Annotated in this window: 27 protein-coding genes, 2 tRNA genes and 1 other RNA gene; 17 read left to right on the forward strand and 13 right to left on the reverse strand. The window is 67.1% G+C overall.

The window, feature by feature from the left end; all coding sequences use genetic code 11:
• Positions 1-85: 85 nt before the first annotated feature.
• Positions 86-1,558, reverse strand: a complete 1,473-nt coding sequence (locus tag TSH64_RS25025) for a deoxyribodipyrimidine photo-lyase (protein WP_109449186.1) — start codon at positions 1,556-1,558, stop codon at positions 86-88.
• A 77-nt stretch (positions 1,559-1,635) separates the two neighbouring features.
• Positions 1,636-2,373, reverse strand: a complete 738-nt coding sequence (gene pdeM / locus TSH64_RS25030; RefSeq protein WP_109449188.1) for a ligase-associated DNA damage response endonuclease PdeM — start codon at positions 2,371-2,373, stop codon at positions 1,636-1,638.
• Between the two features lie 124 nt (positions 2,374-2,497).
• Between pdeM and TSH64_RS25035 the strand changes: the two genes are divergently transcribed.
• Positions 2,498-2,881, forward strand: coding sequence for a 2Fe-2S iron-sulfur cluster-binding protein (locus TSH64_RS25035; RefSeq protein ID WP_109449190.1), 384 nt, complete (start codon positions 2,498-2,500; stop codon positions 2,879-2,881).
• A gap of 23 nt (positions 2,882-2,904) precedes the next feature.
• Here TSH64_RS25035 and TSH64_RS25040 read toward each other — a convergent pair whose 3' ends face one another.
• From TSH64_RS25040 to rpsU, 3 genes are all read right to left on the reverse strand, one after another.
• The gene (locus TSH64_RS25040; protein WP_109449192.1) at positions 2,905-5,406 is read right to left on the reverse strand and encodes a ligase-associated DNA damage response DEXH box helicase; all 2,502 of its coding nucleotides are present in this window, start codon (positions 5,404-5,406) and stop codon (positions 2,905-2,907) included.
• Between the two features lie 61 nt (positions 5,407-5,467).
• The gene (panB, locus tag TSH64_RS25045; RefSeq protein ID WP_109449194.1) at positions 5,468-6,301 is read right to left on the reverse strand and encodes a 3-methyl-2-oxobutanoate hydroxymethyltransferase; all 834 of its coding nucleotides are present in this window, start codon (positions 6,299-6,301) and stop codon (positions 5,468-5,470) included.
• Positions 6,302-6,521: 220 nt separating this feature from the next.
• Entirely contained in the window at positions 6,522-6,725 is a 204-nt protein-coding gene (gene rpsU, locus TSH64_RS25050; protein ID WP_012974546.1) for a 30S ribosomal protein S21, read from the reverse strand.
• A gap of 216 nt (positions 6,726-6,941) precedes the next feature.
• Here rpsU and def point away from each other — a divergent pair, with 216 nt between their 5' ends.
• Both def and TSH64_RS25060 read left to right on the forward strand, forming a co-directional pair.
• Positions 6,942-7,502: a peptide deformylase gene (def, locus tag TSH64_RS25055; RefSeq protein WP_109449196.1), complete on the forward strand. Its 561-nt coding sequence runs from the start codon at positions 6,942-6,944 to the stop codon at positions 7,500-7,502.
• A gap of 24 nt (positions 7,503-7,526) precedes the next feature.
• Entirely contained in the window at positions 7,527-8,222 is a 696-nt protein-coding gene (locus TSH64_RS25060; protein ID WP_109449198.1) for a COQ9 family protein, read from the forward strand.
• Positions 8,223-8,259: 37 nt separating this feature from the next.
• Here the strand turns inward: TSH64_RS25060 and TSH64_RS25065 are convergent, their stop codons facing one another.
• The 3 genes from TSH64_RS25065 to ssrA all read right to left on the reverse strand — a co-directional run bounded on the left by TSH64_RS25065 (position 8,260) and on the right by ssrA (position 9,572).
• The gene (locus TSH64_RS25065; protein WP_109449200.1) at positions 8,260-8,622 is read right to left on the reverse strand and encodes a TfoX/Sxy family protein; all 363 of its coding nucleotides are present in this window, start codon (positions 8,620-8,622) and stop codon (positions 8,260-8,262) included.
• 12 nt (positions 8,623-8,634) lie between these two features.
• A complete protein-coding gene (locus TSH64_RS25070) occupies positions 8,635-9,132 on the reverse strand; it encodes a ClpXP protease specificity-enhancing factor SspB (RefSeq protein ID WP_109050291.1) in 498 nt (165 codons plus the stop codon).
• Positions 9,133-9,211: 79 nt separating this feature from the next.
• Positions 9,212-9,572, reverse strand: a transfer-messenger RNA (tmRNA) gene (gene ssrA / locus TSH64_RS25075).
• Positions 9,573-9,706: 134 nt separating this feature from the next.
• On the opposite strand from ssrA, the gene thyX reads away from it, so the two are divergent.
• Together thyX and TSH64_RS25085 are read left to right on the forward strand one after the other, a co-directional pair.
• The gene (gene thyX, locus TSH64_RS25080) at positions 9,707-10,648 is read left to right on the forward strand and encodes an FAD-dependent thymidylate synthase (protein ID WP_109449202.1); all 942 of its coding nucleotides are present in this window, start codon (positions 9,707-9,709) and stop codon (positions 10,646-10,648) included.
• Between the two features lie 17 nt (positions 10,649-10,665).
• Positions 10,666-11,100: a tetratricopeptide repeat protein gene (locus TSH64_RS25085; protein WP_247873138.1), complete on the forward strand. Its 435-nt coding sequence runs from the start codon at positions 10,666-10,668 to the stop codon at positions 11,098-11,100.
• Positions 11,101-11,123: 23 nt separating this feature from the next.
• Here TSH64_RS25085 and ruvX read toward each other — a convergent pair whose 3' ends face one another.
• Positions 11,124-11,666: a Holliday junction resolvase RuvX gene (ruvX, locus tag TSH64_RS25090; protein WP_109449204.1), complete on the reverse strand. Its 543-nt coding sequence runs from the start codon at positions 11,664-11,666 to the stop codon at positions 11,124-11,126.
• A gap of 76 nt (positions 11,667-11,742) precedes the next feature.
• Here ruvX and TSH64_RS25095 point away from each other — a divergent pair, with 76 nt between their 5' ends.
• From TSH64_RS25095 to gatA, 4 genes are all read left to right on the forward strand, one after another.
• Positions 11,743-12,285, forward strand: a complete 543-nt coding sequence (locus tag TSH64_RS25095; RefSeq protein WP_109449206.1) for a GNAT family N-acetyltransferase — start codon at positions 11,743-11,745, stop codon at positions 12,283-12,285.
• 126 nt (positions 12,286-12,411) lie between these two features.
• Positions 12,412-12,729: a hypothetical protein gene (locus TSH64_RS25100; RefSeq protein WP_109449209.1), complete on the forward strand. Its 318-nt coding sequence runs from the start codon at positions 12,412-12,414 to the stop codon at positions 12,727-12,729.
• 88 nt (positions 12,730-12,817) lie between these two features.
• On the forward strand, positions 12,818-13,105 hold the full coding sequence (gene gatC / locus TSH64_RS25105) for an Asp-tRNA(Asn)/Glu-tRNA(Gln) amidotransferase subunit GatC (RefSeq protein ID WP_042691134.1): 288 nt from the start codon (positions 12,818-12,820) through the stop codon (positions 13,103-13,105).
• Positions 13,105-14,586, forward strand: a complete 1,482-nt coding sequence (gatA, locus tag TSH64_RS25110) for an Asp-tRNA(Asn)/Glu-tRNA(Gln) amidotransferase subunit GatA (protein ID WP_109449211.1) — start codon at positions 13,105-13,107, stop codon at positions 14,584-14,586. The genes gatC and gatA overlap by 1 nt, the downstream gene beginning before the upstream one ends.
• Before the next feature lie 87 nt (positions 14,587-14,673).
• Here the strand turns inward: gatA and TSH64_RS25115 are convergent, their stop codons facing one another.
• A complete protein-coding gene (locus TSH64_RS25115; protein WP_109449213.1) occupies positions 14,674-14,874 on the reverse strand; it encodes a hypothetical protein in 201 nt (66 codons plus the stop codon).
• A 76-nt stretch (positions 14,875-14,950) separates the two neighbouring features.
• Complete coding sequence (locus tag TSH64_RS25120; protein ID WP_109449215.1) at positions 14,951-15,145, reverse strand: hypothetical protein; 195 nt, start codon at positions 15,143-15,145, stop codon at positions 14,951-14,953.
• A gap of 142 nt (positions 15,146-15,287) precedes the next feature.
• On the opposite strand from TSH64_RS25120, the gene TSH64_RS25125 reads away from it, so the two are divergent.
• Positions 15,288-15,611: a hypothetical protein gene (locus tag TSH64_RS25125; RefSeq protein ID WP_199237661.1), complete on the forward strand. Its 324-nt coding sequence runs from the start codon at positions 15,288-15,290 to the stop codon at positions 15,609-15,611.
• Between the two features lie 46 nt (positions 15,612-15,657).
• On the opposite strand, the gene glnA is transcribed toward TSH64_RS25125, so the two are convergent.
• Together glnA and TSH64_RS25135 are read right to left on the reverse strand one after the other, a co-directional pair.
• Positions 15,658-17,067 (reverse strand): type I glutamate--ammonia ligase, encoded by a 1,410-nt coding sequence (glnA, locus tag TSH64_RS25130; protein WP_109050284.1) that lies wholly within the window; start codon positions 17,065-17,067, stop codon positions 15,658-15,660.
• A gap of 294 nt (positions 17,068-17,361) precedes the next feature.
• The gene (locus TSH64_RS25135; protein ID WP_012974531.1) at positions 17,362-17,700 is read right to left on the reverse strand and encodes a P-II family nitrogen regulator; all 339 of its coding nucleotides are present in this window, start codon (positions 17,698-17,700) and stop codon (positions 17,362-17,364) included.
• 368 nt (positions 17,701-18,068) lie between these two features.
• Here TSH64_RS25135 and TSH64_RS25140 point away from each other — a divergent pair.
• The 7 genes from TSH64_RS25140 to clpX all read left to right on the forward strand — a co-directional run bounded on the left by TSH64_RS25140 (position 18,069) and on the right by clpX (position 25,420).
• Positions 18,069-18,144, forward strand: a tRNA-His gene (locus tag TSH64_RS25140).
• Positions 18,145-18,344: 200 nt separating this feature from the next.
• Complete coding sequence (locus tag TSH64_RS25145; RefSeq protein WP_109449217.1) at positions 18,345-19,808, forward strand: NAD(P)H-hydrate dehydratase; 1,464 nt, start codon at positions 18,345-18,347, stop codon at positions 19,806-19,808.
• A gap of 113 nt (positions 19,809-19,921) precedes the next feature.
• Positions 19,922-21,475 carry a malonyl-CoA decarboxylase gene (locus tag TSH64_RS25150; RefSeq protein WP_109449219.1) on the forward strand — a complete coding sequence of 518 codons (1,554 nt, stop codon included), beginning with the start codon at positions 19,922-19,924 and terminating at the stop codon, positions 21,473-21,475.
• Between the two features lie 137 nt (positions 21,476-21,612).
• Positions 21,613-21,697: transfer RNA gene (locus TSH64_RS25155), tRNA-Leu, on the forward strand.
• Between the two features lie 91 nt (positions 21,698-21,788).
• A complete protein-coding gene (gene tig / locus TSH64_RS25160) occupies positions 21,789-23,132 on the forward strand; it encodes a trigger factor (protein WP_109449221.1) in 1,344 nt (447 codons plus the stop codon).
• A 112-nt stretch (positions 23,133-23,244) separates the two neighbouring features.
• Positions 23,245-23,871, forward strand: a complete 627-nt coding sequence (gene clpP / locus TSH64_RS25165) for an ATP-dependent Clp endopeptidase proteolytic subunit ClpP (protein WP_098739527.1) — start codon at positions 23,245-23,247, stop codon at positions 23,869-23,871.
• Between the two features lie 286 nt (positions 23,872-24,157).
• Positions 24,158-25,420, forward strand: a complete 1,263-nt coding sequence (clpX, locus tag TSH64_RS25170; protein ID WP_012974526.1) for an ATP-dependent Clp protease ATP-binding subunit ClpX — start codon at positions 24,158-24,160, stop codon at positions 25,418-25,420.
• Positions 25,421-25,566: the final 146 nt, after the last annotated feature.

The following is a 25,566-nucleotide window of genomic DNA, read 5'->3' on the forward strand; positions in this document are numbered from 1 at the left end:
GCCGCACCGGGCCGCTGTTGGCACGATAACGGGCCGGCGTGACCGTTTGCGGGCGTGCCGGTGACCGTTCGATGAAGATTGCCCGTCAGTCCTCCGTCTCCGCCTTGCCCTTGCGCTCGTTGTAGAGGGCCAGCGCCCGGTCGCGCGCAATGGCATGGTCGAGGATCGGGTGCGGGTAATCGTCGCCCAGCTTGACGCCGGCCTGCCGCAGGACCTCGGTCGGTGCCGCCCAGGGCTGATGGATCCAGCGCGGCGGCAGCCGGTCGAGTTCTGGCACATAGCGGCGGACGTAATCGCCCTGGGGGTCGAACTTCTCGCCCTGCAGGACCGGATTGAAGACGCGGAAGAAGGGAGAGGCATCGGTGCCGCAGCCGGCCACCCACTGCCAGTTGCCGGCATTCTGGGCCAGGTCGCCGTCGACCAGCGTGTCCCAGAACCAGCGCTCGCCCTCCTGCCAGGGCAGCAGCAGGTCCTTGATCAGGAAAGAGGCGACGATCATACGCACCCGGTTGTGCATCCAGCCGGTCTCCCACAGCTGGCGCATGCCGGCATCGACGATGGGATAGCCGGTACGCCCGCGCTGCCAGGCCCGCAGGCCGGCAGCGTCCTCGCGCCAGGGGAAGTCGGCGAAGCGGCGGTCGAGCGGGCTGTCGGGAAGCTCCGGCGCATGGTGAAGCAGATGATGCTGGAATTCGCGCCAGCCGATTTCGCGCAGGAAGACTTCGACTCCGGGCGCCAGCTCCGGCCGGGCGTCGGCGGCATGGCGGGCGGCGTGCCAGACCTGCCGCGGCCCGATCTCCCCGAAGGCCAGATAGGGCGACAGGGCCGAGGTGCCGGGATGGTCCGGCCGATCACGCTCCGTCCCATACACCCCGACCGGCCCGTCGAGGAAATCGGCCAGCCGCGACCGCGCGGCCGTCTCCCCCGGCACCCAGCGCTTGCGCAGGCCGGCGGCCCAATCGGGCTTGGCCGGCAACAGGGCCCAGCTTTCGAGCGCGTCGCTGGCCGGTGCGGATTTCGGCGCTGTCAGCGCGGTGGGCGCGCGGGTCGGCAGCGGTGGGTCGAGCGTGGCCGACAGGTGGCGCCAGAAGGGGGTGAAGACCTTGAACGGGCCGCCGCTCTTGTTCTTGACGGTCCAGGGTTCGGCCAGCAGTCCGGCGTTGAAGCTGCGGGCATCGACACAGCGTGCCTTCAGCCGCTCCTTGATCGCCGCATCGCGGGCGGTCTGGGCGGGGGCGTAGCGGCGGTTCCATAGCACGCACTCCGCCCCGGTTTCCGCGATCAGCGTTTCCAGCACCGCCCCCGGCTCGCCCCGGCGCAGCACCAGCGGCGAGCCGTGGCGGGCGCAGCAGGTGGCGAGCCGTTCCAGGCTGCCGTGCAGCCACCAGCGCTGTGCTCCGCCCAGCGGCCAGGGGTCGCCGGTCTCCTCTTCCAGGATGTAGAGCGGGATGACCGGCGCGCCGCGCTCGGTGGAAGCCTGGGCGGCGGCGGTCAGCGCCGGGTTGTCGGCAAGGCGCAGGTCGTTGCGGAACCAGACGATGATGGGAGAGGCGGACATGCACAGCGCTCGGTTGGATGTCTCCGGACCACCCGATATAGGCTGCGCTCACGCTTCGGCCAGAGCATTCGGCCGAGTCAGCGCGCGCGGTCCGGCGACAAACGGGCGCAGGGGAAGCGGTAGACCCGGCCGCGCGCCGTCATCAGTACCTCGAACCCCGGCGCCAGCAGCCCGTCAAAGGCGGCGTCCAGCACGTTCAGCCCGCCGGTGAAGCTGCCGAAGGCCGGCAGGATCAGCTTGGCCCCGTCATGGGCGAAGCAGCGCTCGCGCACCCGCCGCCCGGCGAGCGCCACCGCGGCGGCCGGATGCAGGTGGCCCGACAACTCGCCGACGGCGCCCGGCTCGGCCTCGTGCCGGAAGGTCAGCGGGCCGATGGACAGCTCTTCCACCACCCGGCCGCCGAAGCCCTGCGGCGGTTCGGGATCGTGGTTGCCGGTGATCCACACCCAGTCGGCGACGGAATCGGTCAGGGCGCGCAGCCGTGCAACGTCCGCCGCGTCCATCCGCTCCGCGGCCCTGCGGTCGTGAAAGCTGTCGCCCAGGCACAGCACGCGCGCCGGCCGCGCAGTCGCGATCAGCCCGGCCAGCCGGTTCAGCGTCGCCCGCGTGTCGTAGGGCGGCAGCATCCGTCCGCGCGCGGCAAAGGCGGATCCCTTTTCCAGATGCAGGTCGGCGACGGCGAGAATGCCCTCCGCCGGCCACAGCAGCGCGCCAGACGGATCGGCCAGCAGTTCGGCGCCGAGGAAGGTCAGTGCGGCGCGGCTGTCATCGCCCTGACAGCCGGAGCCAAGAGTTTGGGGGGAAGCTGACAACATTCGTTTACCGGCGATCATCGGAATCGGCCAATATCCATGGAAAAGTTGTGGGCATGATGTTTGCAGCCGGACGGGCCGCCGCCGTGGAGGCATGGCGGATCACAACCATACCCGGAGGATACCCATGGCCACAGTGACGTTCACCGGCCTGACGCTGCCCAAGGACATGACCGTCTACGCGGTCGCCGGCGACACCGGCACTCTGCTGGCGCTGGCGAAGAAGCACGACATCCCGATCCCGTTCCAGTGCCAGGACGGCGAGTGCGGATCCTGCCTCGTCAAGGTGACCTATCTCGACGGGAAGACTCCGATGGCCATCGATCTGACCGAAAAGGAGAAAGTTACCCTGTCCGTCAACGGCAAGCTGAACCGGGACCTGTTGGAGGCGGCCGAGAACGCCCATCGTCCGCCGCCCTACCGTCTGGCCTGCCAGTTCATCGTCCGCGACGAGACCATTCTTGTCGAGTTCAGCGGCGAACCGGGCGTGGAGCCGGAACTGCGCAAGTAACCTGCGGTCGGCATGGGGCGGCGTCACAACGACAACCGTCCCTGCTGCGGGCGCCACGTTTCCAATTTCGCAGGCCGCGGCGGAGCCAGTTCCGGCATCGCCTCGGCCAGCAGTTCGGCCTCGGCGGCGGCGAGCAGCTCATCGGTGGCGCTGCCGTCCACCCGCTCGCGGCCGATCTCCAGGATCACCGGCACCGCCAGGGGAGAGATGCGGTCGAGGTTCTTGTGGGTGATACGCCCGCGCACCCGCGCCAGGAAATCGGACAGGCGGCGGATGTCGGTCAGCCCGCCGGCCGCATCGGCCCGCGTCGCCCGCAGCAGCACATGGCCGGGGTCGTGCTTGCGCAGCACGTCATAGATCAGGTCGGAGGAGAAGGTGACCTGCCGCCCGGTCTTCTCCTGTCCCGGATGGCGACGGTCGATCACTCCGGCGATCAGCGCCACATTGCGGAAGGTCCGCCGCAGCATCGACGATTCGTCCATCCAGGCTTCCAGATCGTCGCCCAGCATGTCCTGGTCGAACAGCGCGTCCATGTCCGTGGGCGAGCGCAGCGACCACACCGCCAGCACATAGTCGGTGGCGACGAAGCCCAGCGGCCCCAGCCCGACCCTTTCCATCCGCCGGGTCAGCAGCATGCCCAGCGTCTGGTGGGCATTGCGCCCCTCGAAGGCGTAGGCGACGAGGAACTGCTTTCCGGCCTTGGGGAAGGTTTCGACCAGCAGCCCGTCGCGGTTGGGCAGGACCGAGCGGTAACGCTGAAGCCGCAGCCATTCCTGCACATCCTCCGGCAGACCGTCCCACTGGCGCGGATCGGCCAGCATGGCGCGCACGCGCTCGGCCAGATGGGTGGACAGCGGCAGCCGCCCGCCGGCATAGGCGGGAACCTTCGGATCACCGGTGCCGCCCTTGGCGACCTGCGCCTCCATCTCGCGCACGCCGAGGAATTTCAACAGCTGTCCGGCGAACAGGAAGGTGTCGCCGGGCGTCAGGCCCTGAATGAAATACTCCTCCACCTCGCCCAGCACCGGGCCGCGGTTCAGGCGGACGCGCAGCAGCGCCTCCTGGGTGATGGTGCCGACATTCATGCGGTACTGGCGCGCCACCGCCGGGCCGGCCACCGCCATCCGGCCGTCCTCGCGCAGCTTCAAACGCTGGAACCGGTCATAGGCGCCGAGCGCGTAACCGCCGGTGGTGACGAAATCCAGCACGTCGTCGAACTCGTCGCGCGTCATTGCGGCATAGGGGGCGGCGGAGACCACCTCCTCATACAGCTCGTCGGGCAGGAAGGGGGCGGCGCAGGCCATGCCGAGCAGATGCTGGGACAGTACGTCGAGCCCGCCCGGCCGCGGCGCCTCGCCGTCCAGCGTGAGGTCGTGCACCGCCTCCAGCGCGGCGCGGCATTCCAGCACCTCGAAGCGGTTGGCGGGGACCAGCAGGGCGCGGCTCGGCTCGTCCAGCCGGTGGTTGGCGCGGCCGATGCGCTGGACCAGCCGGCTCGACCCCTTCGGCGCGCCGATCTGCACCACGAGATCGACCGCCGCCCAATCGATGCCGAGATCGAGCGAGGAGGTGGCGACCACCGCCCGCAGCTCACCGCGCGCCATGGCGCCCTCGACCTTGCGGCGCTGCTCCACCGCCAGCGAGCCGTGGTGGAGCGCGATGGGCAGATTGTCGTCGTTGACCCGCCACAGCGCCTGGAACACCAGCTCGGCCTGGGCGCGGGTGTTGACGAACAGCAGGGTGGTGCGCTGGCGGCGGACGCGCTCGTAGATTTCCTTCATGGCATGCATCGCCATGTGGCCGGCCCACGGCACCCGTTCCTGCGAGGTCAGGATCTCGACCTCCGCCTGGGCGCCGCTGCGGCCCAGCACGAGGCGCACGTCGTCGGAGTCGCTTCCATCATGCCGGCCGCGGCGCGACAGCCAGGCCAGCAGCCGTTCCGGTTCAGACACCGTGGCGGACAGCCCGACGCGGCGGGCGGCGGGGGCGAGCCGCGACAGCCGGGCCAGCCCGAGCGCCAGCAGGTCGCCGCGCTTGGATCCTGCCAGCGCATGCAGCTCGTCGACGATGACGCAGCGCAGAGTGCGGAAAAGCTTGTCGGCGTCGGTGTAGGACAGCAGCAGCGCCAGGCTTTCCGGCGTCGTCATCAGCATGTGCGGCGGATGGGTGCGCTGGCGCCGGCGCTTGGCCTCCGGCGTATCGCCGGTGCGGTTCTCCGCCCGGATCGGCAGCCGCATCTCGGCGATCGGCTGTTCCAGATTGCGCTGGATGTCGACCGCCAGCGCCTTCAGCGGCGAGATGTAGAGGGTGTGCAGCCCCTCGCGCGGCCGTTCCGCCAGTTCGATCAGCGAGGGCAGGAAACCGGCCAGCGTCTTGCCGCCGCCGGTCGGTGCGATCAGCAGCGCGCTTTCGCCCCGTTCCGCTGCCTCCACCATCGCGACCTGATGCGGGTGGGGTGCCCAGCCGCGCGACCGGAACCACGCGGCGACGTTGGGCGGGATCAAGGCAGGGGGGGATGCATCCATGACGGCCGGACTGTACCGGATCGCCTGGAACGTAGAAAGAACGAAAGTGTGGAAGAGGGCGTTACACCGCTGCCGCCTTCTTCATCCCGAAGCAATGCTCCGGTCCGGGGAAGGAACGGGCCCGCACCTCGGCGGCGTAGGTCGCGGCGGCTTCGCCGACCGTCTCGCCCAGATTGGCGTAGCGCTTGACGAATTTCGGCTGGAAGGCGCCGAACAGCCCCAGCATGTCGTCGGTGACCAGGACCTGACCGTCGCAGGCCGGCGAGCCGCCGATGCCGATGGTGGGGATCGCCACCTCTTCGGTTATGCGGCGGGCCAGCGGCTCCATTGTGCCTTCGATCACCAGGGTGAAGGCGCCGGCCTCGGCGATGGCGCGGGCGTCGTCGGCGATCCGCTCCGCCGCCTCGGCGTCGCGGCCGACCGCCTTGTAGCCGCCCAGCGTGTTTACGGATTGCGGCGTCAGACCGACATGCCCCATCACCGGGATGCCGCGGGCGGTCAGGAAGGCGACCGTCTCGGCCATCTCGATGCCGCCTTCCAGCTTGACCGCCTGGGCGCCGGTCTCCGCCATCACGCGGGCGGAGGCGCGGAAGGCCGCCTCCTTGCTTTCCTGATAGCTGCCGAAGGGCAGGTCGACGACGACGCACGCGCGCTCCGACGCGCGCACCACGGCGGCGCCATGGGCGATCATCATGTCCAGCGTTACCGGAAGCGTGCTGTCCAGCCCATAGACCACCATGCCCAGCGAATCGCCGACCAGCAGGATGTCGACATGCGGGTCGAGCAGCCGGGCGACCGGGGCGGTGTAGGCGGTCAGGCAGACAATGGGCTCGCCCCCCTTGCGGGCGCGCAGCGCCGGGACCGAATGACGGGCGGTGAGGTTGGAAGCGCTCATGATCGGGCCTTTCCAAGGCTGGATGCAGCGGGCCGAAGGGGGGCGGTCCAGCTCGCTGACCATTCAATACGCTTGGCCGACGCACAGTCGGACCAAGAAAAATGGCGCAGATACACCAAAACCGCCCACGCGAGATTCGCGGGACGGTCGGGTGCAAGACACAAGGGGTCTTGGGCGCGCATCACACGCGCCCTTCGCAGTCGCTAAGCGCGACCGACGATTAGTAGCCCTCGCGTTCCATCCGCTTGCGGAGCAGCTTGCGGGTGCGACGCACCGCTTCAGCCTTCTCACGCGCACGCTTCTCCGAGGGCTTCTCGTAGTTACGGCGGAGCTTCATTTCACGGAAAATGCCCTCGCGCTGCATCTTCTTCTTGAGCGCGCGGAGGGCCTGATCGACGTTGTTATCTCGGACCAGAACTTGCACGTTAACCGTCACCCTTCCAAGTGAAGCATGTTGCGCCAAGGCAACAAATAGGCATGCGCGGCGGGCGCACCCCTTGTGTGGGCGCAGTGTGTAGCACGACCCAACGCCTTTGTGAAGGGGAGTCTTCGGTTCACCAGCATGAGCCCGGCCATAAGCCCGGTTGGGACCCACAGGAAACGGTTGCCCCGGCGGTGCCCACACTCCAGATATAGAGACATGCCAGTGCTTCCAATCGCCCGGATGGGCAATCCCTTACTCCGCAAGATCGCGGAGCCCATCGCCGACCCGACCGATCCGGCAGTCGCCCGGCTGGCGGCCGACATGATCGCCACCATGCTGGACGCGCCCGGAGTCGGCCTTGCCGCTCCGCAGATCTCCGAGCCGCGCCGGATCATCGTGTTCCGCGTCCCCGTCGACCGCGGCGAGGGGGAGGAGGTGGCAAACACCGTCCTGGTCAATCCGGTGATCGAGCCGCTGACCGACGAAAAGGTTCTTGGGTGGGAAGGCTGCCTGTCGATTCCGGGCCTGCGCGGGCTGGTGCCACGCTACAAGCGCATCCGCTACCGCGGTTATGGGCTGGACGGCGCCCGGATCGAGCGGGAGGCGTCGGGGTTCCATGCCCGCGTCGTCCAGCACGAGGTCGACCACCTCGACGGCGTGCTCTATCTTGATCGCATGGACGATCTGCAGCTCCTGGTCTGCACCGAGGAGATGCATCACCTCAACGCCGCGCTGGCCGCGGCGACTCGTGACACCGACGCGCCGTCCCGGACCTGAGGGCCGGCGCAGGGAGAGTTGGCTATGAGCATCGACACGCTTCGCGACGAGATCCTGGTGGCGAGCCTGCCCAACGTCGTTTTCGACGGCTGGAGCCTGCAGTCCCTGCGTGACGGCACCCAGATGGCGGGGCATGAGCCGTCGGCGCTGCTGCGCGCCTTCCCCGGCGGCGTCACCGATGCGGTGGAGCATTTCGCTGACTGGGCCGACCGCCAGATGCTCGACCGGCTGGAGGCCCAGCCGCTGGCCGAGATGAAGGTGCGCGAGCGCATCTCGCTGGCCGTCCGCACCTATTTCGAAGTGCTGGAACCGTACCGCGAGGCCAAGCGCCGGCAGCTGTCCTATCTGGCCATGCCGCAGAATGTGGCGCTTGGCCTGCGGCTGCTCTACCGCACAGTCGATGCCATGTGGTTCGCGGCCGGCGACAGTTCGACCGACTACAACCACTACACCAAGCGGGCGCTGCTGTCGGCGGTGGTCAGCTCCTCCACCTTCTACTGGCTGGACGACAAGTCGGACGACCATGCCGAGACCCGCGCCTTCATCGACCGCCGTCTGGCCGACGTGATGGCGGTGGGCAAGGCGACCTCGTCGGTCGGCAAGCTCGGCTCGATGCTGAACCTCATTCCCAACCCCCTGCGTTTCGCCCGCCAGATGCGCCAGCGCACCACCGGTGCCCAGGCGAGCAACGCGACGGTCCACATGGCCGAGAATATCTGAGGAGAATACGCCCTCTCCCGACGCGGGAGAGGGCGCTTTATGTCCGCTTCGCCTTTGCGGCTTTCTTCGCCGCGGCCCGCAGCGCCGCCTCGAACCCCGACCGGGCCCAGGGCAGCAGTTCATCGCGGTCGTCGAACGCCGAATCGGGAGGTGGGTAGTAGGACAGGGTGGTGGGTTTGTCCGGCATCGGCCGGAAGGGCTCCAGGCCCAGCTCCGTGAAGGACGCTCGGTTCACGTCATCCGCCTTGAAATAGAGAATTTCGTCGGCGATCAGCGCGAAGGTCAGTCCGTCGATGGACAGGCCATAGCCGCCGAACATGCGGCGCACACGCACGTCGCCCAGCGGCGCCAGCATCTCGCAGAGTGTCGCGACATACTCACTGGGCGGCTGGGCGGGCATCTGTTCGGAAAGTTACTTCTTACGGAAAGCGTCCAGGGCCACGACCTCGCCACGCTTCGGCTCTTCGGCCGGAGCGCTTTCCTCTGCCTTCTCTTCCGCACGCTCGGCGGCGGCGCGGGGCGGCATGGTCGCGACCTCCGCCGATTCGGCGGCGGCCAGCGGCTGGAACTGGAGGGCGAAGTTCACCGACGGGTCGGCGAAGGTGGTGATGGCGGCGAACGGAATCACCAGCCGCTCATGCACGTTGTTGAAGCTCAGCGTGACCTCGAAATGATCGTCCGTCACGTCCAGCCCGTAATATTGGAACTGGAGGACGATGGTCATCTCGTTCGGATACTGAGAGGACAGGTAATCCGGAATCTCGACACCGGGGAAGCCAGTGCGGAAAGTCAGGTAGAAATGGTGATTGCCCGGCAAGCCGCGCTCGGCAACCTCGGTCAGCGCGTCGCGGACAACGCCTCGCAACGCGGTTTCGACCATCCGGTCATAGCGGAGCTGCTCTTTCGGCATGCTTGGGCGGGTCCCTGGTAACGCGATCGGTCTTGCGTCCCGCCTTGGCCAAGGGCCGGCACGAAACGCTGGGAAGAGAGGTGTGGGCCTTCTGTTGCTAGGCGGCCCACGGCCCCACCCTTAGGCGCTAACCCTCGGGGATTAGGTTTAGGCTACCAGCCGCCGTTAGGCAGCGAGGCGAGCCTGAGCAACGTTGTCGTTGGCAACTATTGCAACGGCCCGATAACGGCGGAACCATGCCGAGCGAAAACCATGCCTTTACTACGCGTGTCGATCCTGTTTCGCCCCCAACGACCCCGGTCAACGAGTCCGGTGTATGGTTGGTGGAGGCGCCGGGTACCGCCCCCGGGTCCACAACGCTTATTCCACAAGGCGTTTATCGCCATAGTCGGCGAACCGACGTCGCGAATATAGGCACTCCCGCCCGGCAAGGGAAGGGCTTGTGTGACGTGATCGCCAAATGCGTAGTTATCGAACACCTCCGCAGAGCTTCCCCCGCATGAGGACGGATTGTCCCGTTCCCGTGCCGCGCGCTGTCTGGTAAGACTGCCGGCTTCGTAACCCCGGAGTCACCATGCCGATCACGCCCGAGCAGCGCGACGAAATCGATCGCCTGCGCGCCGTCACCGCCACCACCCGCCGCGCCACCGTCCCGGCCCTGGAGGACATCCTCTATCAGCCGCTGGAGGTGCTGGACCACGGCTTCGTCCGCGTCATCGACTATATGGGCGACGATGCCGCGGTCGTGCAGGCGGCGCGCGTGTCCTATGGCAAGGGCACCAAGAAGGTCAGCGAGGATTCCGGCCTCATCAAGTATCTGATGCGCCATCGCCACTCGACCCCGTTCGAGATGTGCGAGATCAAGTTCCATGTGAAGCTGCCGATCTTCGTCGCCCGCCAGTGGATTCGCCACCGCACCGCGAACGTGAACGAATATTCGGCGCGCTATTCCATCCTCGACCGCGAGTTCTACGTGCCGGCGCCGGAACAGCTGGGCGCCCAGGCCGTGGTCAACCGCCAGGGCCGCGGCGACGTGCTGGAGGGCGAGGAGGCCGCCAACGTGATGCGGCTGCTGCGCGAGGATTCCGAACGCGCCTACGGCCACTATGAGGAGATGCTGAACCACCGTGAGGACGGTTCGGTCATCGATCCCAACCGCCAGGGGCTGGCGCGCGAACTGGCGCGGATGAACCTGTCGCTGAACTATTACACGCAGTGGTACTGGAAGGTCGATCTCCACAACCTTCTGCACTTCCTGTCGCTGCGTGCCGATGCGCATGCCCAGTATGAGATTCGCGTCTATGCCGACGCGATGCTGGACGTGGTGAAGCGCTGGGTTCCGGCGGTCTTCGACTCCTTCACCGAATACCGCATGGGCGGCGCCCATCTGTCGCGCACCGGCCTGGACGTGGTGAAGCGCTTGCTGGCCGGCGAGCCGGTGAGCCAGGAGGCCAGCGGCCTGTCCAAGCGCGAATGGCGCGAGCTGATGGACCAGCTCGGCCGCAGCGAGTCTTAAAGAGGGAAGTCGGACCGATGACGCCGGATCAGGCCGAAAGCATCTATCGCCAGGGCCTGATCGCCGCGCAGGCCGGCCGCTGGGCCGAGGCGCAGGAACTGATCGCCCAAGCCATCACCGCACGCCCCGGCGTCGCCGTCTGGTGGGCCACCTATGGGCTGGTGCTGGAAAGCCAGGGCGATCTGCCGGGTGCGGTGCAGGCCTTCGCCGGGGCGCTGAACCTCGACGGCGATCTCGCCATGGCAATGGACGGCCTGCTGGCGGCGGCAGAGACGCTGGCCGCTGCTGGCCACGCCGATCTGGCGGAGGGCTGTTACTGTCGCGCGCTGGCGCTGACCCCCGGCACGCCGGCCGCTCTCGTCAAGTCAAGCGCCCTGCTGCTGGTGCAGGGGGTCGACCCGTCCAAGCTGCTGCGCCGTGCCGCTCTGCTTCAGCCCGAACGCCAGGCCTGACCGAACCGCCGCCGGGGCCGCGGTCAGTCGCGGGCGTCGTGGTCTTCGTCGTCCCGCTCGTCTTCGTCCGCTTCGGCGGCGAGGCGGCGCTGGTTGGCCAGCATGTCGAGCGCGCCCTGGAGGATGTAGGCGGCGGCCATCTTGTCGACCACCTCGTCGCGGCGCTTCCGTGTCATGTCGGCCTCACCGATCATGAAGCGCTCGACGGCGGAGGTCGACAGCCGCTCGTCCCAGAAGGCGATCTCCGCCTCCCAGCCCAACAGGTCGGAGCGCTCCAGCAGATTGTTGGCGAAGGCGCGCACCGACTCGGCACGCGGCCCCTCCGTCCCGTCCATGTTCAGCGGCAATCCGACCACCAGCCCGCCGATGCTGTAGTCGCGGATGGTCTTGCCCAGCTCGCGTGCGTCCTGGGTGAATTTGGTGCGCTTCAGCGTGCCGATCGGGGATGCGACGATCAGTCCAGGGTCGGCCACCGCCAGCCCGACGGTCTTGGTGCCGACGTCAAGGCCGAGCAATCGTTGGTTTTTGCCCAGCCGGGCTGCGAGTTCGGAGAGGGTGTGGATCATCGCCCGACCATAGGGCCGCAGCCTTGTCACCGCAAGATTGCTTGAGTTGATCTCAAAGATACTTACTCTTCTAAGTATGAGCAGCGCCTTCCCCCAAGCCCTCCTGTCGCACCGGCCGCTTGCCGACGCCGACATCCCGACGATCTGCGGCTTTCCCCGCACGGCCGAAGAGCTGTATTTCCTGTTCCCGCGGGCGGTGTGGCCGCTGACCCCGGATCAGGTCCGGGCGACGCTGGGCATGCGCCGCGACCCCACCGTCATCACCCTGGCGGAGAACGGACGGGAGCGTGTGGTCGGCTATGCCAATTATGCCACCTTCGAGGATGGCCGCACCGCCAGCATCGGCAATCTCAGCGTCGATCCGGCCCTGCGCCGGCGCGGCATCGCCGAATATCTGGTGCGCACCATGATCGACCGTGCCTTCGACCATCACCACCTGCCCGAACTGACGCTCTACTGCTTCAACACCAACACTCCGGCTCTGCTGCTCTATGCCAAGCTGGGCATGGCGCCCGTCGCGCTGGAAACGCGGGTGACCCCCTGGGGCCAGCCGATCGCGCTGTTCAAACTGCGCATGGATCACGCCACCTGGCGTTCGGTCGTTCCCATTGCCGCCTGACCTTCCGAATATTTAATGATAGGGCCGCTGGCGGGGCGGGACATGAGGCGTATAGTCGGTCGCCTGTGGACGCGGCTGCCTCGTGCGCGGCTGCTGCGTGGCCCGAACCATCGACGGAGCGGACGGATGAGCAAATTGGGCGCGGATGCGAGCCGGCGTGCGGTGCTGGCCGGACTTGTCGCCGGCGGTGCCGGGCTGTTTGCCGCCGGTGGGGCCAAGGCGATCACCGCGCAGTCCAGTTCCGATTATGGCGCGATGCTGGATGCCGCCTGCGGCGCCAGCACCGACCACAAGCGCCAGATCGCCGCGGTGGAGAAGACACTTGGCGTCCTTCTCCCCGACGCGCGGGTGGTGGAGGCGTTGCAGCGCACCCAATGCCCGTCCTGCGGATGCCCGCTGGCGCTGGCTGCCGGGCTTGCGAAAGGCGATGCCGGCGCCTTCTGAGCGGCGGAATGGCCGCAATCGTTGCGGATGAAGCCGGCGGGTGCTAGCTTCGCGGCCGATTTCCAATGTTTTGGAAGAGAGTAGAGGCATGTCGCTCGACAAGGCCACGGTGGCCAAGATCGCGCATCTGGCCCGCATCAAGGTGCCGGACGAGGAACTGGAATCCCTGGCTGGGGAACTGAGCCAGATTCTGACCTTCGTGGAACAGCTCAACGAGGTCGACACGAAGGACGTGCCGCCGATGACCAGCGTCGCTGCGCAAAAGCTGCGCCGCCGCAAGGACGAGGTCACCGACGGCGGCTATGCCGCGCAGGTCCTGTCGAACGGTCCGGAAACGGCCGAAGGCTTCTTTGTCGTGCCCAAGGTGGTCGAGTGATGACGGCGCTCACGCATCTGACGATGGCCGGGGCCCTGGATGGCCTCGCCAAGAAGGAGTTCACCGCGGTCGAGCTGACCGAGGCGCATGTGCGCGCGGTCGAGGCCGTGCGCCCCTTCAACATCTTCATCACCGAGACGCCCGATGCCGCCCTGTCGATGGCCAAGGCCAGCGACGAGCGCCGGGCGCAGGGCACCGCCGGTCCGATGGACGGCCTGCCCATTGCGGTGAAGGACCTGTTCTGCACCAAGGGTGTGGCCACCACCGCCGGCAGCCACATCCTGGACGGCTTCAAGCCGGAGTATGAGTCCACGGTGACCTCCCAGCTGTGGCGCGACGGCGCCGTCATGCTGGGCAAGGTGAACCTGGACGAGTTCGCCATGGGCTCCGCCACCATCACCGCCCATCAGGGCGAGACGGTCAGCCCGTGGAGCCCCGGCGCGCCGGGTGCCTGGGAGAGGAAGATCGTCGCCGGCGGGTCGTCGGGCGGCTCCGCCGCGGTGATCGCCGCGCGTGCCGCACTGGGCGCCACCGGCACCGACACCGGCGGCTCGATCCGCCAGCCGGCCGGCTACACCGGCACCGTCGGCATCAAGCCGACATACGGCCGCTGCTCGCGCTGGGGCATCGTCGCCTACGCCTCCTCGCTGGATCAAGCCGGGCCGATGACCCGCACGGTCGAGGATGCGGCGATCATGCTGCGCTCCATGTGCGGGTTCGATCCGAAGGATTCCACTTCCGTCGATATGCCGGTGCCGGATTTCCGCGCCGCCCTGACCGGCGACATCCGCGGCCTGCGCGTCGGCATTCCCAAGGAATACCGGGTCGAGGGTCTGTCGGCTGAGATCGCCGCGCTGTGGGAGCAGGGCATCGCCTGGCTGAAGGAGGCCGGTGCCGAGCCGGTCGAGGTCAGCCTGCCGCATACCAAATACGCGCTGGCCGCCTACTACATCATCGCGCCGGCCGAGGCGTCGTCCAACCTCGCGCGCTATGACGGCGTGCGCTACGGCCTGCGGGTCGAGGGCGGCAACCTCAAGGAGATGTACGAGAACACCCGCGGCGCCGGTTTCGGCAAGGAAGTGCAGCGCCGCATCCTGATCGGCACCTACGTGCTGTCGGCCGGCTATTACGACGCCTACTACAACAAGGCCCGTCAGGTGCGCACGCGCATCAAGTGGGACTTCGACGAGGCGTTCAAGAGCTGCGACGTCATCCTGACGCCGACCGCCCCCAGCACGCCGTTCGCCATCGGCGAGAAGATGGACGATCCGGTGCAGATGTACCTGAACGACGTCTTCACCGTTCCGATCAACCTCGCCGGCCTGCCGGCGATGTCGGTCCCGGCTGGTCTCGGTGCCGACGGCCTGCCGCTCGGCCTCCAACTGATCGGCCGCCCGTTCGACGAGGAGACGCTGCTGCGCGTCGGTCAGGTCGTCGAAAAGGCCGCCAATTTCAGCGCTGTTCCGCCCTTCGTGGCGTGACGCGGGTGGCTTGACAGCTTGACAGCGGAAGGGCCGGCTCCTACCAGGAGCCGGCCCTTTTCGTTTGGAATGAGGCGGTCGGGGCGCTTACGCCCCGCCGATGCCCTGAACATAGGTCTCGCCGGTCTTCGGATCGATGTTTTCGCCAGTCCCCGGCGTGCCCGGCGGCGCTTCGTCCTTGTCGCTCATCGGTTCGACCGCCGGCGTCACCGGGATCGGCTTGGTCGCCGGACGGTCGCTGGCGGACCGGTCAGTCTGCGGCATATCGGAGGTCTTCTCATCGGCCATGACGGCTTGCTCCCTTCGTTGGCTCGGTTCATCCCCACCAACAGGCCATCGGCAGCATCGTCACCCCCCGGCCCCGCTATTCCGCCGCCTCCAGCGCCACCCGCGCCAGTTCCAGCAGCTTCTTGTCCACTTCTTCCTCGTCATAGCCGGGGTTGTCGGCCAGGGAGTCGCGCAGTCGCATGGTGATCAGTTCGCCGGTGTGATGCTTTTCGTAAAGGCGGACGTCGCCCAGCGCCTTTGCGACGCGGCGCAGCTTATCGCGGTCCATCATGCTCTCCTGTCTTGGTCAGCCAACTTGATCACTGCAGTGGAAACAGCCGGACCGCTGCATCATTCCTGCCCTCTATCCTCGTCCATGCGCCGTACTGCGCTTGGATGGCGGAACAGGGGAGGGCTTTCCAGCGTCCCTGTAGATGTCGGCAATCATGGCGATTGGGGGCGTAAGCATGGATCCGGGACACGATCAACGGCGCGAATTGCTCACCCGCGTTCGCCATGTCGTGGAGCATTACGAACGCTACAGCACCGCCGGGCCGGCCATCATGCGCGGCGTGCGCTATGACCTTGCGGTGCGGGCAACCGACCTGAACGGCGACGGCTGCCAGTTCCCCGCCTGCAACTGCGCGAAGGCGGACTGCGCGGAGCGCAAGGGATGCGTGCCGGATGTCGGCGCTTGGACCGAACAGGCCAAAAAAGAAAACCGCCCCCGGCACGGACCGGGAGCGGCTTTGGAATGATGCGTAACCGGCCGCGGCGCCCGTTGCCGGACGCCGCGAGGCAACATCAGACCGAGTAGTACATTTTGTATTCGATCGGGTGCGGCATGGTCTCGAAGGCCATCATCTCTTCCGTGCGGAGATCGATGTAGCCGTCGATCATGTCGGCCGAGAAGACATCGCCCTTGCGCAGGTACTCGTTGTCCTCGCGCAGCGCGGTGAGCGCCTCGCGCAGCGAGCCGCAAACCGTCGGAACCTTGGCCAGCTCGTCCGGCGGCAGGTCGTACAGGTTCTTGTCCATCGCGTCGCCGGGGTGGATCTTGTTCTGGATGCCGTCCAGGCCGGCCATCAGCATGGCGGCGAAGGCCAGGTACGGGTTGGCCGACGGATCCGGGAAGCGGACCTCGACGCGCTTGCCCTTCGGCGAGGCGACGTACGGGATGCGGCAGGACGCCGAACGGTTGCGGGCCGAGTAGGCCAGCAGGACCGGGGCCTCATAGCCCGGGACCAGGCGCTTGTAGCTGTTGGTCGACGGGTTGGTGAAGGCGTTCAGCGACTTGGCGTGCTTGATGATGCCGCCGATGTAGTACAGCGCCAGCTCCGACAGGTCGGCGTACTGGTTGCCGGCGAACAGCGGCTGGCCGTCCTTCCAGATCGACTGGTGGCAGTGCATGCCCGAACCGTTGTCGCCGAACACCGGCTTCGGCATGAAGGTGGCCGACTTGCCGTAGGCGTGGGCGACGTTGTGCACCACGTACTTGTAGTACTGCATGTTGTCGCCGGTGCGGACCAGCGTGTCGAACTTGATGCCCAGCTCGTGCTGGGCGGCAGCCACCTCATGGTGGTGCTTCTCGACCGGAACGCCCATCTCGGCCAGGACGCTCAGCATCTCGGCGCGCAGGTCGTTGCAGCTGTCGACCGGAGCGACCGGGAAGTAGCCGCCCTTGGTGCCCGGGCGGTGGCCCAGGTTGCCGTCCTCATAGTCCTTGCCCGACGAGTAGGAACCCTCGTCCGAGGCGAACTCGTACGACACCTTGTTCATGTCGACGGAGTACTTCACGTCGTCGAACACGAAGAATTCGGCTTCCGGGCCGAAGAAGACGGTGTCGCCGATGCCGGCCGAAGCGGTGTAGCGCTCGGCGGCCTTGGCGATGCCGCGCGGGCAACGGGCATAGGAACCGCCGGTGCCCGGATCGTACACGTCGCAGAGGATGTTCAGCGTCGGCTGGGCGGCGAACGGATCCATCACGGCCGTCGTCGGGTCCAGCTTCAGGATCATGTCCGACTCTTCGATGCCCTTCCAGCCGGCGATCGAGGAACCGTCGAACATGATGCCGTCTTCGAACACGTCCTCGTCGATGGTGGAGACGTGCTGAGCGGTGTGGTGCAGCTTGCCGCGCGGGTCGGTGAAGCGCAGGTCCACGTACTTGACGTCGTGTTCCTTGATCAGGTCGAAGACCTTGCTGATGTCGGACATGTCTCTTTTTCCACGCTTTAAGAGGGTTGGATCCCGCTGCGTCAAGCCGCTGTCGAAGCCCCTACGGGGCTTTGGCGGCGGAGGGCGGCGCTCGCGGCGGACGTTATCTCACGCCTTTCTTCCCCGCACAACGCGCCAACCCAAAAAGTCGCACGTTCGCCATAGGCGGCCTTCGGCCGTTCGGCGAGGTGTGCGGCAGGAGCCGGCAGGAGGGAGAGGGGAAATCGGCGCATGTTGGCGGATGCTGGTCGGAGGGAGGCCGGTCGGACCGGTGGGGGCCAGGACGTCGCGCGATCAGATCGCGTCGGCGCCCTTCTCACCGGTGCGGATGCGGACAACTTCCTCCACGGGCGTGACGAAGATCTTGCCGTCGCCGATGCGGCCGGTATGCGCGGCCTGCTGGATCGCCTCGATCGCCCGTTCCACCAGGGAGTCTTCCATCACCACCTCGATCTTCACCTTCGGCAGGAAGTCCACGACGTATTCCGCGCCGCGGTAAAGCTCCGTGTGGCCCTTCTGGCGGCCGAAGCCCTTGGCTTCGGTGACGGTGATCCCCTTGATCCCGACTTCGTGAAGGGCCTCCTTCACCTCGTCGAGTTTGAACGGCTTGATGATGGCTTCGATCTTCTTCATGGGTCTCTCGTGTACGAGGTGCCAACGCCGGCAGGCACCGTCCACGGCACTGCCGACAGCGACGACGGTAAGCATGGAGCGTGCCACATTCGGCCGATCCGGTCCGGCGGCATCGACGCTGGTCATAAGACGGTCGGATGCCGTCCGATGGGGCAGGGTGCTGCCGAAGGATTCAGCGGAGTGAACAATATTTGTGCAACTGGCGCAAGCGCTCCGCGCCAACCGGCGTTCAAAGGCCCGATCGTACGGGAGAAAGGGGTGCCGCTCCGCTCCGAAAGAAGTTTTTTCGCTTTTCGTGAAAAAGCCGCTTGACCGGCCAGCCGCGGTGGAGCATAACGCGGCTCCCGACGGCGGAAACGCTGACGGCGGCGGTGGTAGCTCAGTTGGTAGAGCTCTCGGTTGTGGTCCGAGCGGTCGTGGGTTCGAGTCCCATCCATCGCCCCATCATCTTCTTCGCGTCCTGGAAGAATTCTGTTCTATAAACGTCCGCACGGCTTAACCGCCGTCGCGGACGTTTGTGCATGTCGGCATGGGTTTTCCCGGGGGTGAGATATCGCCTACGGGTAGAGCGTGCGTGCGCATCTTCGCCCGCAGAGGAAACGGCAAGGCAAGCCAGGGTCGGCCAGGGGTGGGGAGAGTGGGGGATGGATGAGCTTCTGTCCGTCGCGGAGATGTATCGGGCCGACCAGCTGACGATTGCCGCCGGCGTGCCCGGTCCGGCCCTGATGGAGGCTGCCGGCGCCGCCGTGGTTCGGGCGGTGTGCGAGCGCTGGGCGCCGCATCCGACCGCCGTGCTCTGCGGCCCCGGCAACAACGGCGGCGACGGTTTCGTCATCGCCCGGTTGCTGCTGGAGGCCGGCTGGCCCGTCCGTCTGGCGCTGCTCGGCACCCGCTCGGCCCTGACCGGCGATGCCGCGGTGGCGGCGGAGCGCTGGCCCGGCCCGATCGAGGCGGCCGATCCCTATATCCTGAAGGGCAACCCCCTGGTCATCGATGCGCTGTTCGGCGCAGGCCTGACCCGGCCGCTCGACGGCGTCGCCCGCGCCATTGTCGAGGCGATGGAAGGCCGCACCGTCGTCGCCGTCGACGTGCCGAGCGGCCTGCATGGCGACAGCGGCCGGGTGCTGGGCGCCGCACCGCAGGCGGCGCTGACCGTCACCTTCTTTCGCCGCAAGCCCGGCCATGTGCTGCTGCCCGGACGCACCCTGTGCGGCGAGGTGGTGGTCGCCGACATCGGCATTCCGGATCGGGTGCTGGACAGCATCGCGCCGCAGACCGCGGTCAACGAGCCGTCGCTGTGGAGCCACCGCTTCCCCTGGCCGGCGCTGGACGGCCACAAATATGCGCGCGGCCATGCGGTGGTGCTGGGCGGCGCGCGGATGACGGGCGCGGCGCGGCTGGCTTCGGTTGCCGCTCTCCGCGCCGGGGCTGGGCTTGTCACCATCGCCTGCCCGCCGGAGGCCTTCCCGGTCTATGCCGCCGGCTGCGCCAGCGTGATCGTCGATCCGCTGGAGGACGCCGGCGCCTTCGCCCGGCTGCTGCAGGACCCGCGCAGGAATGCGGTTCTGGTCGGGCCGGGGGCGGGAAGGGGGGCGCAGACCCGCGCCGCGGTGATGGCCGCGCTGGACGCCCGCCGCGCCTGCGTGCTGGATGCCGACGCCCTGACCAGCTTCGCCGAGTCGGCCGACGAATTGCTCGACCGGCTCGACCAGCGCTGTGTCCTCACCCCGCATGAGGGGGAGTTCGCCCGGCTGTTCGGCGATTCGGTGGGCATGGACGGCGACAAGCTGTCGCGGGTGCGCGCCGCCGCCGCGCGCTCCGGCGCGGTCGTCGTGCTGAAGGGCGCCGATACCGTGGTCGCCGCTCCGGACGGACGTGCCGTGGTCAACGTCAACGCGCCTCCCGATCTGGCAACCGCGGGAACCGGCGACGTGCTGGCCGGCATTGTTCTGGGGTTGCTGGCGCAGGGGATGGACGGGTTCGAGGCCGCCTGCACCGCCGTCTGGCTGCATGGCGAGGCCGGGCGCGCGCTCGGTCCCGGCCTGATCTCCGACGATCTTGCCGGCGCGCTGCCCGGCGTGCTGAAGGCGTTGAAGGTGCAGGGATAACCCCGGCCAAGGACAGGCTGGGGGCGGATTGGAGGCGACGTTGGCGGTACCCCCGACGACGGCGTCCGCGCGCCCCCTTGCGGCAGAGCGCCGGCAGGACCAGACTCCGGGTCATGAGCGACGCACCCGATACCACCATCCTGGAGCCTGTGCCGCCATCCCAGGCCGCGCAGCCCAATTTCCTCGACCGCGCGCTGGACAACCTGCGCACCCGCTGGCGCGAGATCGCAGCCTCGGCCCGCGGTGCCGTCGGCGCACCGCCGCGCACCCATCTGCCCAAGGAGGACGCCGAGCGCCTGAAGGAGCAGATCGAGGCCTGCCTGGAATCGCGCGGCGGCGAGGTTTCCGCCCGTGCCCGTGCCGCCCAGCTCGGCCGCACCTATCTGGCGCTCGATCCGCAGGGACGGCGCAATTTCCTTGTGATGCTCGCGCGCGACTTCGACGTCGACCGCGACGCGGTGATGGACGCGATGGCGACCTTCCAGGCGGCGGCCGATCCGGTGGCCCGCGGCCATGCCGAACGGGCCTTGCGCCGCGCGCTGGAACCGCCGCGCCTGCGGCTGCTGACCCAGTTCAACGCCCTGCCGGAAGGGGTGAAGTTCCTGGTCGATCTGCGCGCCGAGCTGATGGAGATGGCGCGCGGCGAACCGCTGCTTCAGGCGCTGGAAGACGATCTGAAGAATCTGTTGCGCGCCTGGTTCGATGTCGGCTTCCTGGAGATGCACCGCATCACCTGGGACAGCCCGGCCTCGCTGCTGGAAAAGCTGATCAAATACGAGGCGGTGCACGAGATCAGCGGCTGGCAGGACCTGAAGGACCGGCTCGATTCGGACCGGCGCTGCTTCGCCTTTTTCCACCCGCGCATGCCGCACGAGCCGCTGATCTTCGTCGAGGTGGCCCTGGTCCAGGGCATGTCGGACAATGTGCAGGCTCTGCTCGACCCGACCGCCCCGGTCTGCGATCCCAAGAGCGCCGACAGCGCCATCTTCTACTCGATCTCCAACGCCCAGGTCGGGCTGGCCGGCATCAGCTTCGGCAATTTCCTGATCAAGCGGGTCGTCGACGGGCTGGCGACCGAGTTTCCCAACATCACCTGCTACGCCACACTGTCGCCCATTCCTGGGTTCCGGCGCTGGTTCGACCGTGTGCTCGACCGCGACGGCGACGCCCTGCTGACCAATGCGGAAGCCGAGCGCATCGCCGAGCGGCTGGCCGAACTTGACCGGGCGGCCGATGCGGATGCCTCCACCGAAGGCGGTGTCGGGACCGACGAATCGCCGCTGCTCGCCCGCGCACTCGCCGGTCCCGGCTGGGCGGAGGACGAGGAGTTGCAGAAGCGCCTGCGCGGCCCGCTGATGCGGCTGGGCGTCCATTACCTGACCACGGTGCAGGAGGCGAAGGGCCATGGCCGCGCCCGTGCGCTGGATCCGGTCGCGCATTTCCACCTGACCAACGGTGCCCGGATGGAACGGCTGAACTGGCTGGCCGACAGGTCGGCCAAAGGGCTGAAACAATCGCTGGGGATGATGATCAACTACCGTTACCGGCTGGGCGAGATCGATGCCAACCACGAGGCCTACACCGGCGAGGGGCGCATCATCACTTCGTCCGCCGTGCGATCGCTGGACAGGGCAGGGAGCAAGGCGGGGGGCAAGGCCGGCGGCTGACGCGAAAAGACCGGGCCCCACTCTCTCGGGCGGGTCCAATTTGCCTGTTTGCTTCCGCCGCGCTGTGCTATAGACCGGACTTCGCCGGCGGTCCGGCGGGTGTTTGCGCACCCGTCGCGGCTGCCTTTGCCATGAACGCGGGCGTGGCGGAATTGGTAGACGCGCTGGATTTAGGTTCCAGTGACTTCGGTCGTATGGGTTCAAGTCCCTTCGCCCGCACCATGGCAACACCTTGGACCGCATGGACAACACGGATTCGGGCCGCCCGGACGGGCGCCGCCGGGCCGGACCAACGAGATAGGCTTTCGTTCCGATGAACATCACCGAGACCAGCACCGACGGCCTCAAGCGCGAATTTCAGGTCGTCATTTCCGCCAAGGACATCGAAGAGAAGGTGAACGGCAAGCTGGAAGAGCTGCGCCGTACGGTCCAGCTGCCGGGCTTCCGTCCGGGCAAGGTGCCGGTCACCGTGATCAAGCAGCGCTATTTCGGCGGCGTGCTGTCCGAGGTGCTGGAAGACGCCATCTCCGACAGCTCGCGCCAGGCGCTGAGCGAGCGCGGCCTGCGCGTCGCCCTGCAGCCGAAGATCGAGGTCGAGAAGTACGAGGACGGCGGCGACCTCACCTACAAGATGGCGGTCGAGCTGCTGCCCGACGTCGAGCCGGGCGACTTCACCGGCCTGGAGCTGGAGAAGCCGGTCGCCGAGGTGAGCGAAGAGGCGGTCAACGAGGCGGTCACCCGTCTGGCGTCCGCCCACTCGACCCAGGCCCCGGTCACCGAGGACCGCGCTGCCGAGACCGGCGACATCGCCGTGATCGACTTCGCCGGCACGGTCGACGGCGAGGCGCTGGAAGGCATGGACGGCAAGGACTACCCGCTGGAGCTGGGTGCCGGCCGCTTCGTTCCGGGCTTCGAGGAGCAGCTGGTCGGCGTCAAGGCCGGCGAGCACCGCACCGTCAACGTCACCTTCCCGGAAGACTACCCGCATGAGCGCCTGAAGGGTGCTGCGACCGTCTTCGAGGTCGACGTGAAGGAGCTGCGCAAGAACGTCCCGGCCGAGGTCAATGACGAACTCGCCAAGGAGTTCGGCATGGAGAGCCTGGAAAAGATGCGCGAAGCCATCCGCGACCGCATCAAGGGCGAGTATAACGGCCTGTCGCGCCTGCGCGTGAAGCGCCAGCTGCTCGACAAGCTGGCCGAGGCCCATTCCTTCGAGGTGCCGGCCGGCATGGTCGACATCGAGTTCGAGGGCATCTGGGCCCGCCTGCAGGAAGAGCTGAAGAACGGCACCGCCGGCGAGGACGCCGACAAGTCCGAGGACGAGCTGAAGGCCGAGTACCGCTCGATCGCCGAGCGCCGCGTCCGCCTGGGTCTGCTGCTGTCGGAAGTCGGCCGCCGCAACAACATCCAGGTCACCCAGGACGAGGTGAACCGTGCCCTGATCAACGAAGCCCGCCGCTTCCCCGGTCAGGAGCGTCAGGTGTTCGAGTTCTTCAAGCAGAACCAGCAGGCGCTCGAGAACCTCCGCGCCCCGATCTTCGAGGACAAGGTCGTCGACCACATCCTGGATCAGGCCAAGGTCACCGAGAAGACCGTCAGCGTCGAAGAGCTGACGAAGGACGAGGACGAGGCCGGCAACGAGTCTGCGGCCGCCTAACTCCCCAAAAGGAGTGGGGGCGGACTACCATCCGCCCCCAAAGGTTCCTATATGTGGTTCCGTGCCGGCAACGATCACCGGTTCAGCCAACTGCGGGGGCAGGGAAGAACACATGTACGACTTCGAGCCGAAGATGAATGCTCTGGTCCCGATGGTCATCGAACAGACCAACCGGGGTGAGCGCGCGTACGACATCTATTCGCGCCTGCTGAAGGAGCGGATCATCTTCCTGATCGGCGGAGTGAACGACGCCGTCGCCAGCCTGATCTGCTCGCAGCTGCTGTTCCTTGAGTCGGAAAATCCGAACAAGGACATCGCGATCTACATCAATTCGCCGGGCGGCTACGTCTCGGCCGGGCTCGCCATCTACGACACCATGCAGTACATCCGTCCGCAGGTGTCGACGGTGTGCATGGGCCAGGCTGCCTCGATGGGCTCGCTTCTGCTGGCCGCCGGCGCGCCGGGCAAGCGCTTCTCGCTGCCCAACAGCCGCATCATGATCCACCAGCCGTCTGGCGGTGCCCAGGGCCAGGCCTCGGACATCGAAATCCAGGCCCAGGAAATCCTGAAGCTGCGCTCGCGTCTGAACGACATCTACGTCAAGCACACCGGGCAGGACCTCGACACCATCGAGACCGCCATGGAGCGCGACAAGTTCATGTCGCCGGAAGAGGCGAAGGCCTTCGGTCTGATCGACGAGGTGGTGGAGAAGCGCCCGGGCGTCGACCACCATTCGTGAGCCGCGGGTCCTCGGCCCTCCCAACAAAGGGTTGATCGGGTCGTGACGCTGTTGTTGAATGGCGGTGACACGATCCGGTCATGGAGCGGTTCCGATAAGGAACCGGTCCCGAATGGGGAGAGTCTCGCAAGGGACCCGGCTATGCGGATCGTGATGCGTCGCCAAAACGGCGCATGACCTTGTCGCGGACGCCGTCCGCGATAACCTGAGTAGGACCGGCGTCGGGGGGCGCCGCGAACGGGCATGGCCCCAGGGGCCACGCCTCCCGCGAGATGACGGAGTACCGATGAGCAAGTCCAGCAGCGGCGATTCGAAGAATACGCTCTACTGCTCCTTCTGCGGCAAGAGCCAGCACGAGGTCCGCAAGCTGATTGCCGGTCCGACGGTGTTCATCTGCGATGAATGCGTCGAACTGTGCATGGACATCATTCGCGAGGAGAACAAGACGACCCTCGTGAAGTCCCGCGACGGGGTTCCGACTCCGCGCGACATTCATGCGGTGCTCGACGATTACGTCATCGGACAGTCCTACGCCAAGCGCGTGCTGTCGGTGGCGGTGCACAACCACTACAAGCGCCTCGCCCACGGGACGAAGCACAACGACGTCGAACTGGCGAAGTCGAACATCCTGCTGATCGGCCCGACCGGCTGCGGCAAGACGCTGCTGGCCCAGACGCTGGCCCGCATCATCGACGTTCCCTTCACCATGGCAGACGCCACGACGCTGACCGAAGCCGGTTACGTCGGCGAGGACGTCGAGAACATCATCCTCAAGCTGCTCCAGGCCGCCGACTACAATGTCGAGCGGGCGCAGCGCGGCATCGTCTACATCGACGAGGTCGACAAGATCAGCCGCAAGTCCGACAACCCGTCGATCACCCGTGACGTGTCGGGCGAGGGCGTGCAGCAGGCCCTGCTGAAGATCATGGAGGGCACCGTCGCCTCCGTGCCGCCGCAGGGCGGGCGCAAGCATCCGCAGCAGGAATTCCTGCAGGTCGACACCAGCAACATCCTGTTCATCTGCGGCGGCGCTTTTGCCGGCCTGGACAAGATCATCGCCCAGCGCGGCAAGGGCACCAGCATCGGCTTCGGCGCCGATGTGCGCTCCGCCGACGAGCGCGCCACCGGTGAGATCCTGCACGAGGTCGAGCCCGAGGATCTGCTGAAGTTCGGCCTGATCCCGGAATTCATCGGCCGTCTGCCGGTTCTGGCCACCCTGTCCGATCTGGACGAGGCGGCGCTGGTCGAGATCCTCAGCAAGCCGAAGAACGCCCTGGTCAAGCAGTACCAGCGCCTGTTCGAGATGGAGGACGTCCATCTGGAGTTCTCCGAGGACGCCATGCGCGCCATCGCCCACAAGGCGATTGCCCGCAAGACCGGCGCTCGCGGCCTGCGGTCGATCATGGAAGCCATTCTGCTCGATCCGATGTTCGATCTGCCGGGCCTGACCGGCATCGAGAGCATCCTGGTCAACAAGGAAGTGGTCGAAGGGCGGGCCAAGCCGCTCTACGTCCATGCGGAACGGCGCAGCGAAGCGCCTGGTGCATAACCGTCTGGGTTTTCCCGGTGCGGAAATCTAAAAAAGGGACGCTTCGGCGTCCCTTTTTCTTTTTCCGATTGTCGCCGCGGATCCCAATAAAACCATTCTCTGCATTGGTCTTGTCGGATGGAAACCGTTGAATAAGAGAATAACTT

Origin of the sequence: Azospirillum sp. TSH64, from assembly GCF_003116035.1 — a bacterium.
In the GTDB taxonomy this organism is placed as follows: domain Bacteria; phylum Pseudomonadota; class Alphaproteobacteria; order Azospirillales; family Azospirillaceae; genus Azospirillum.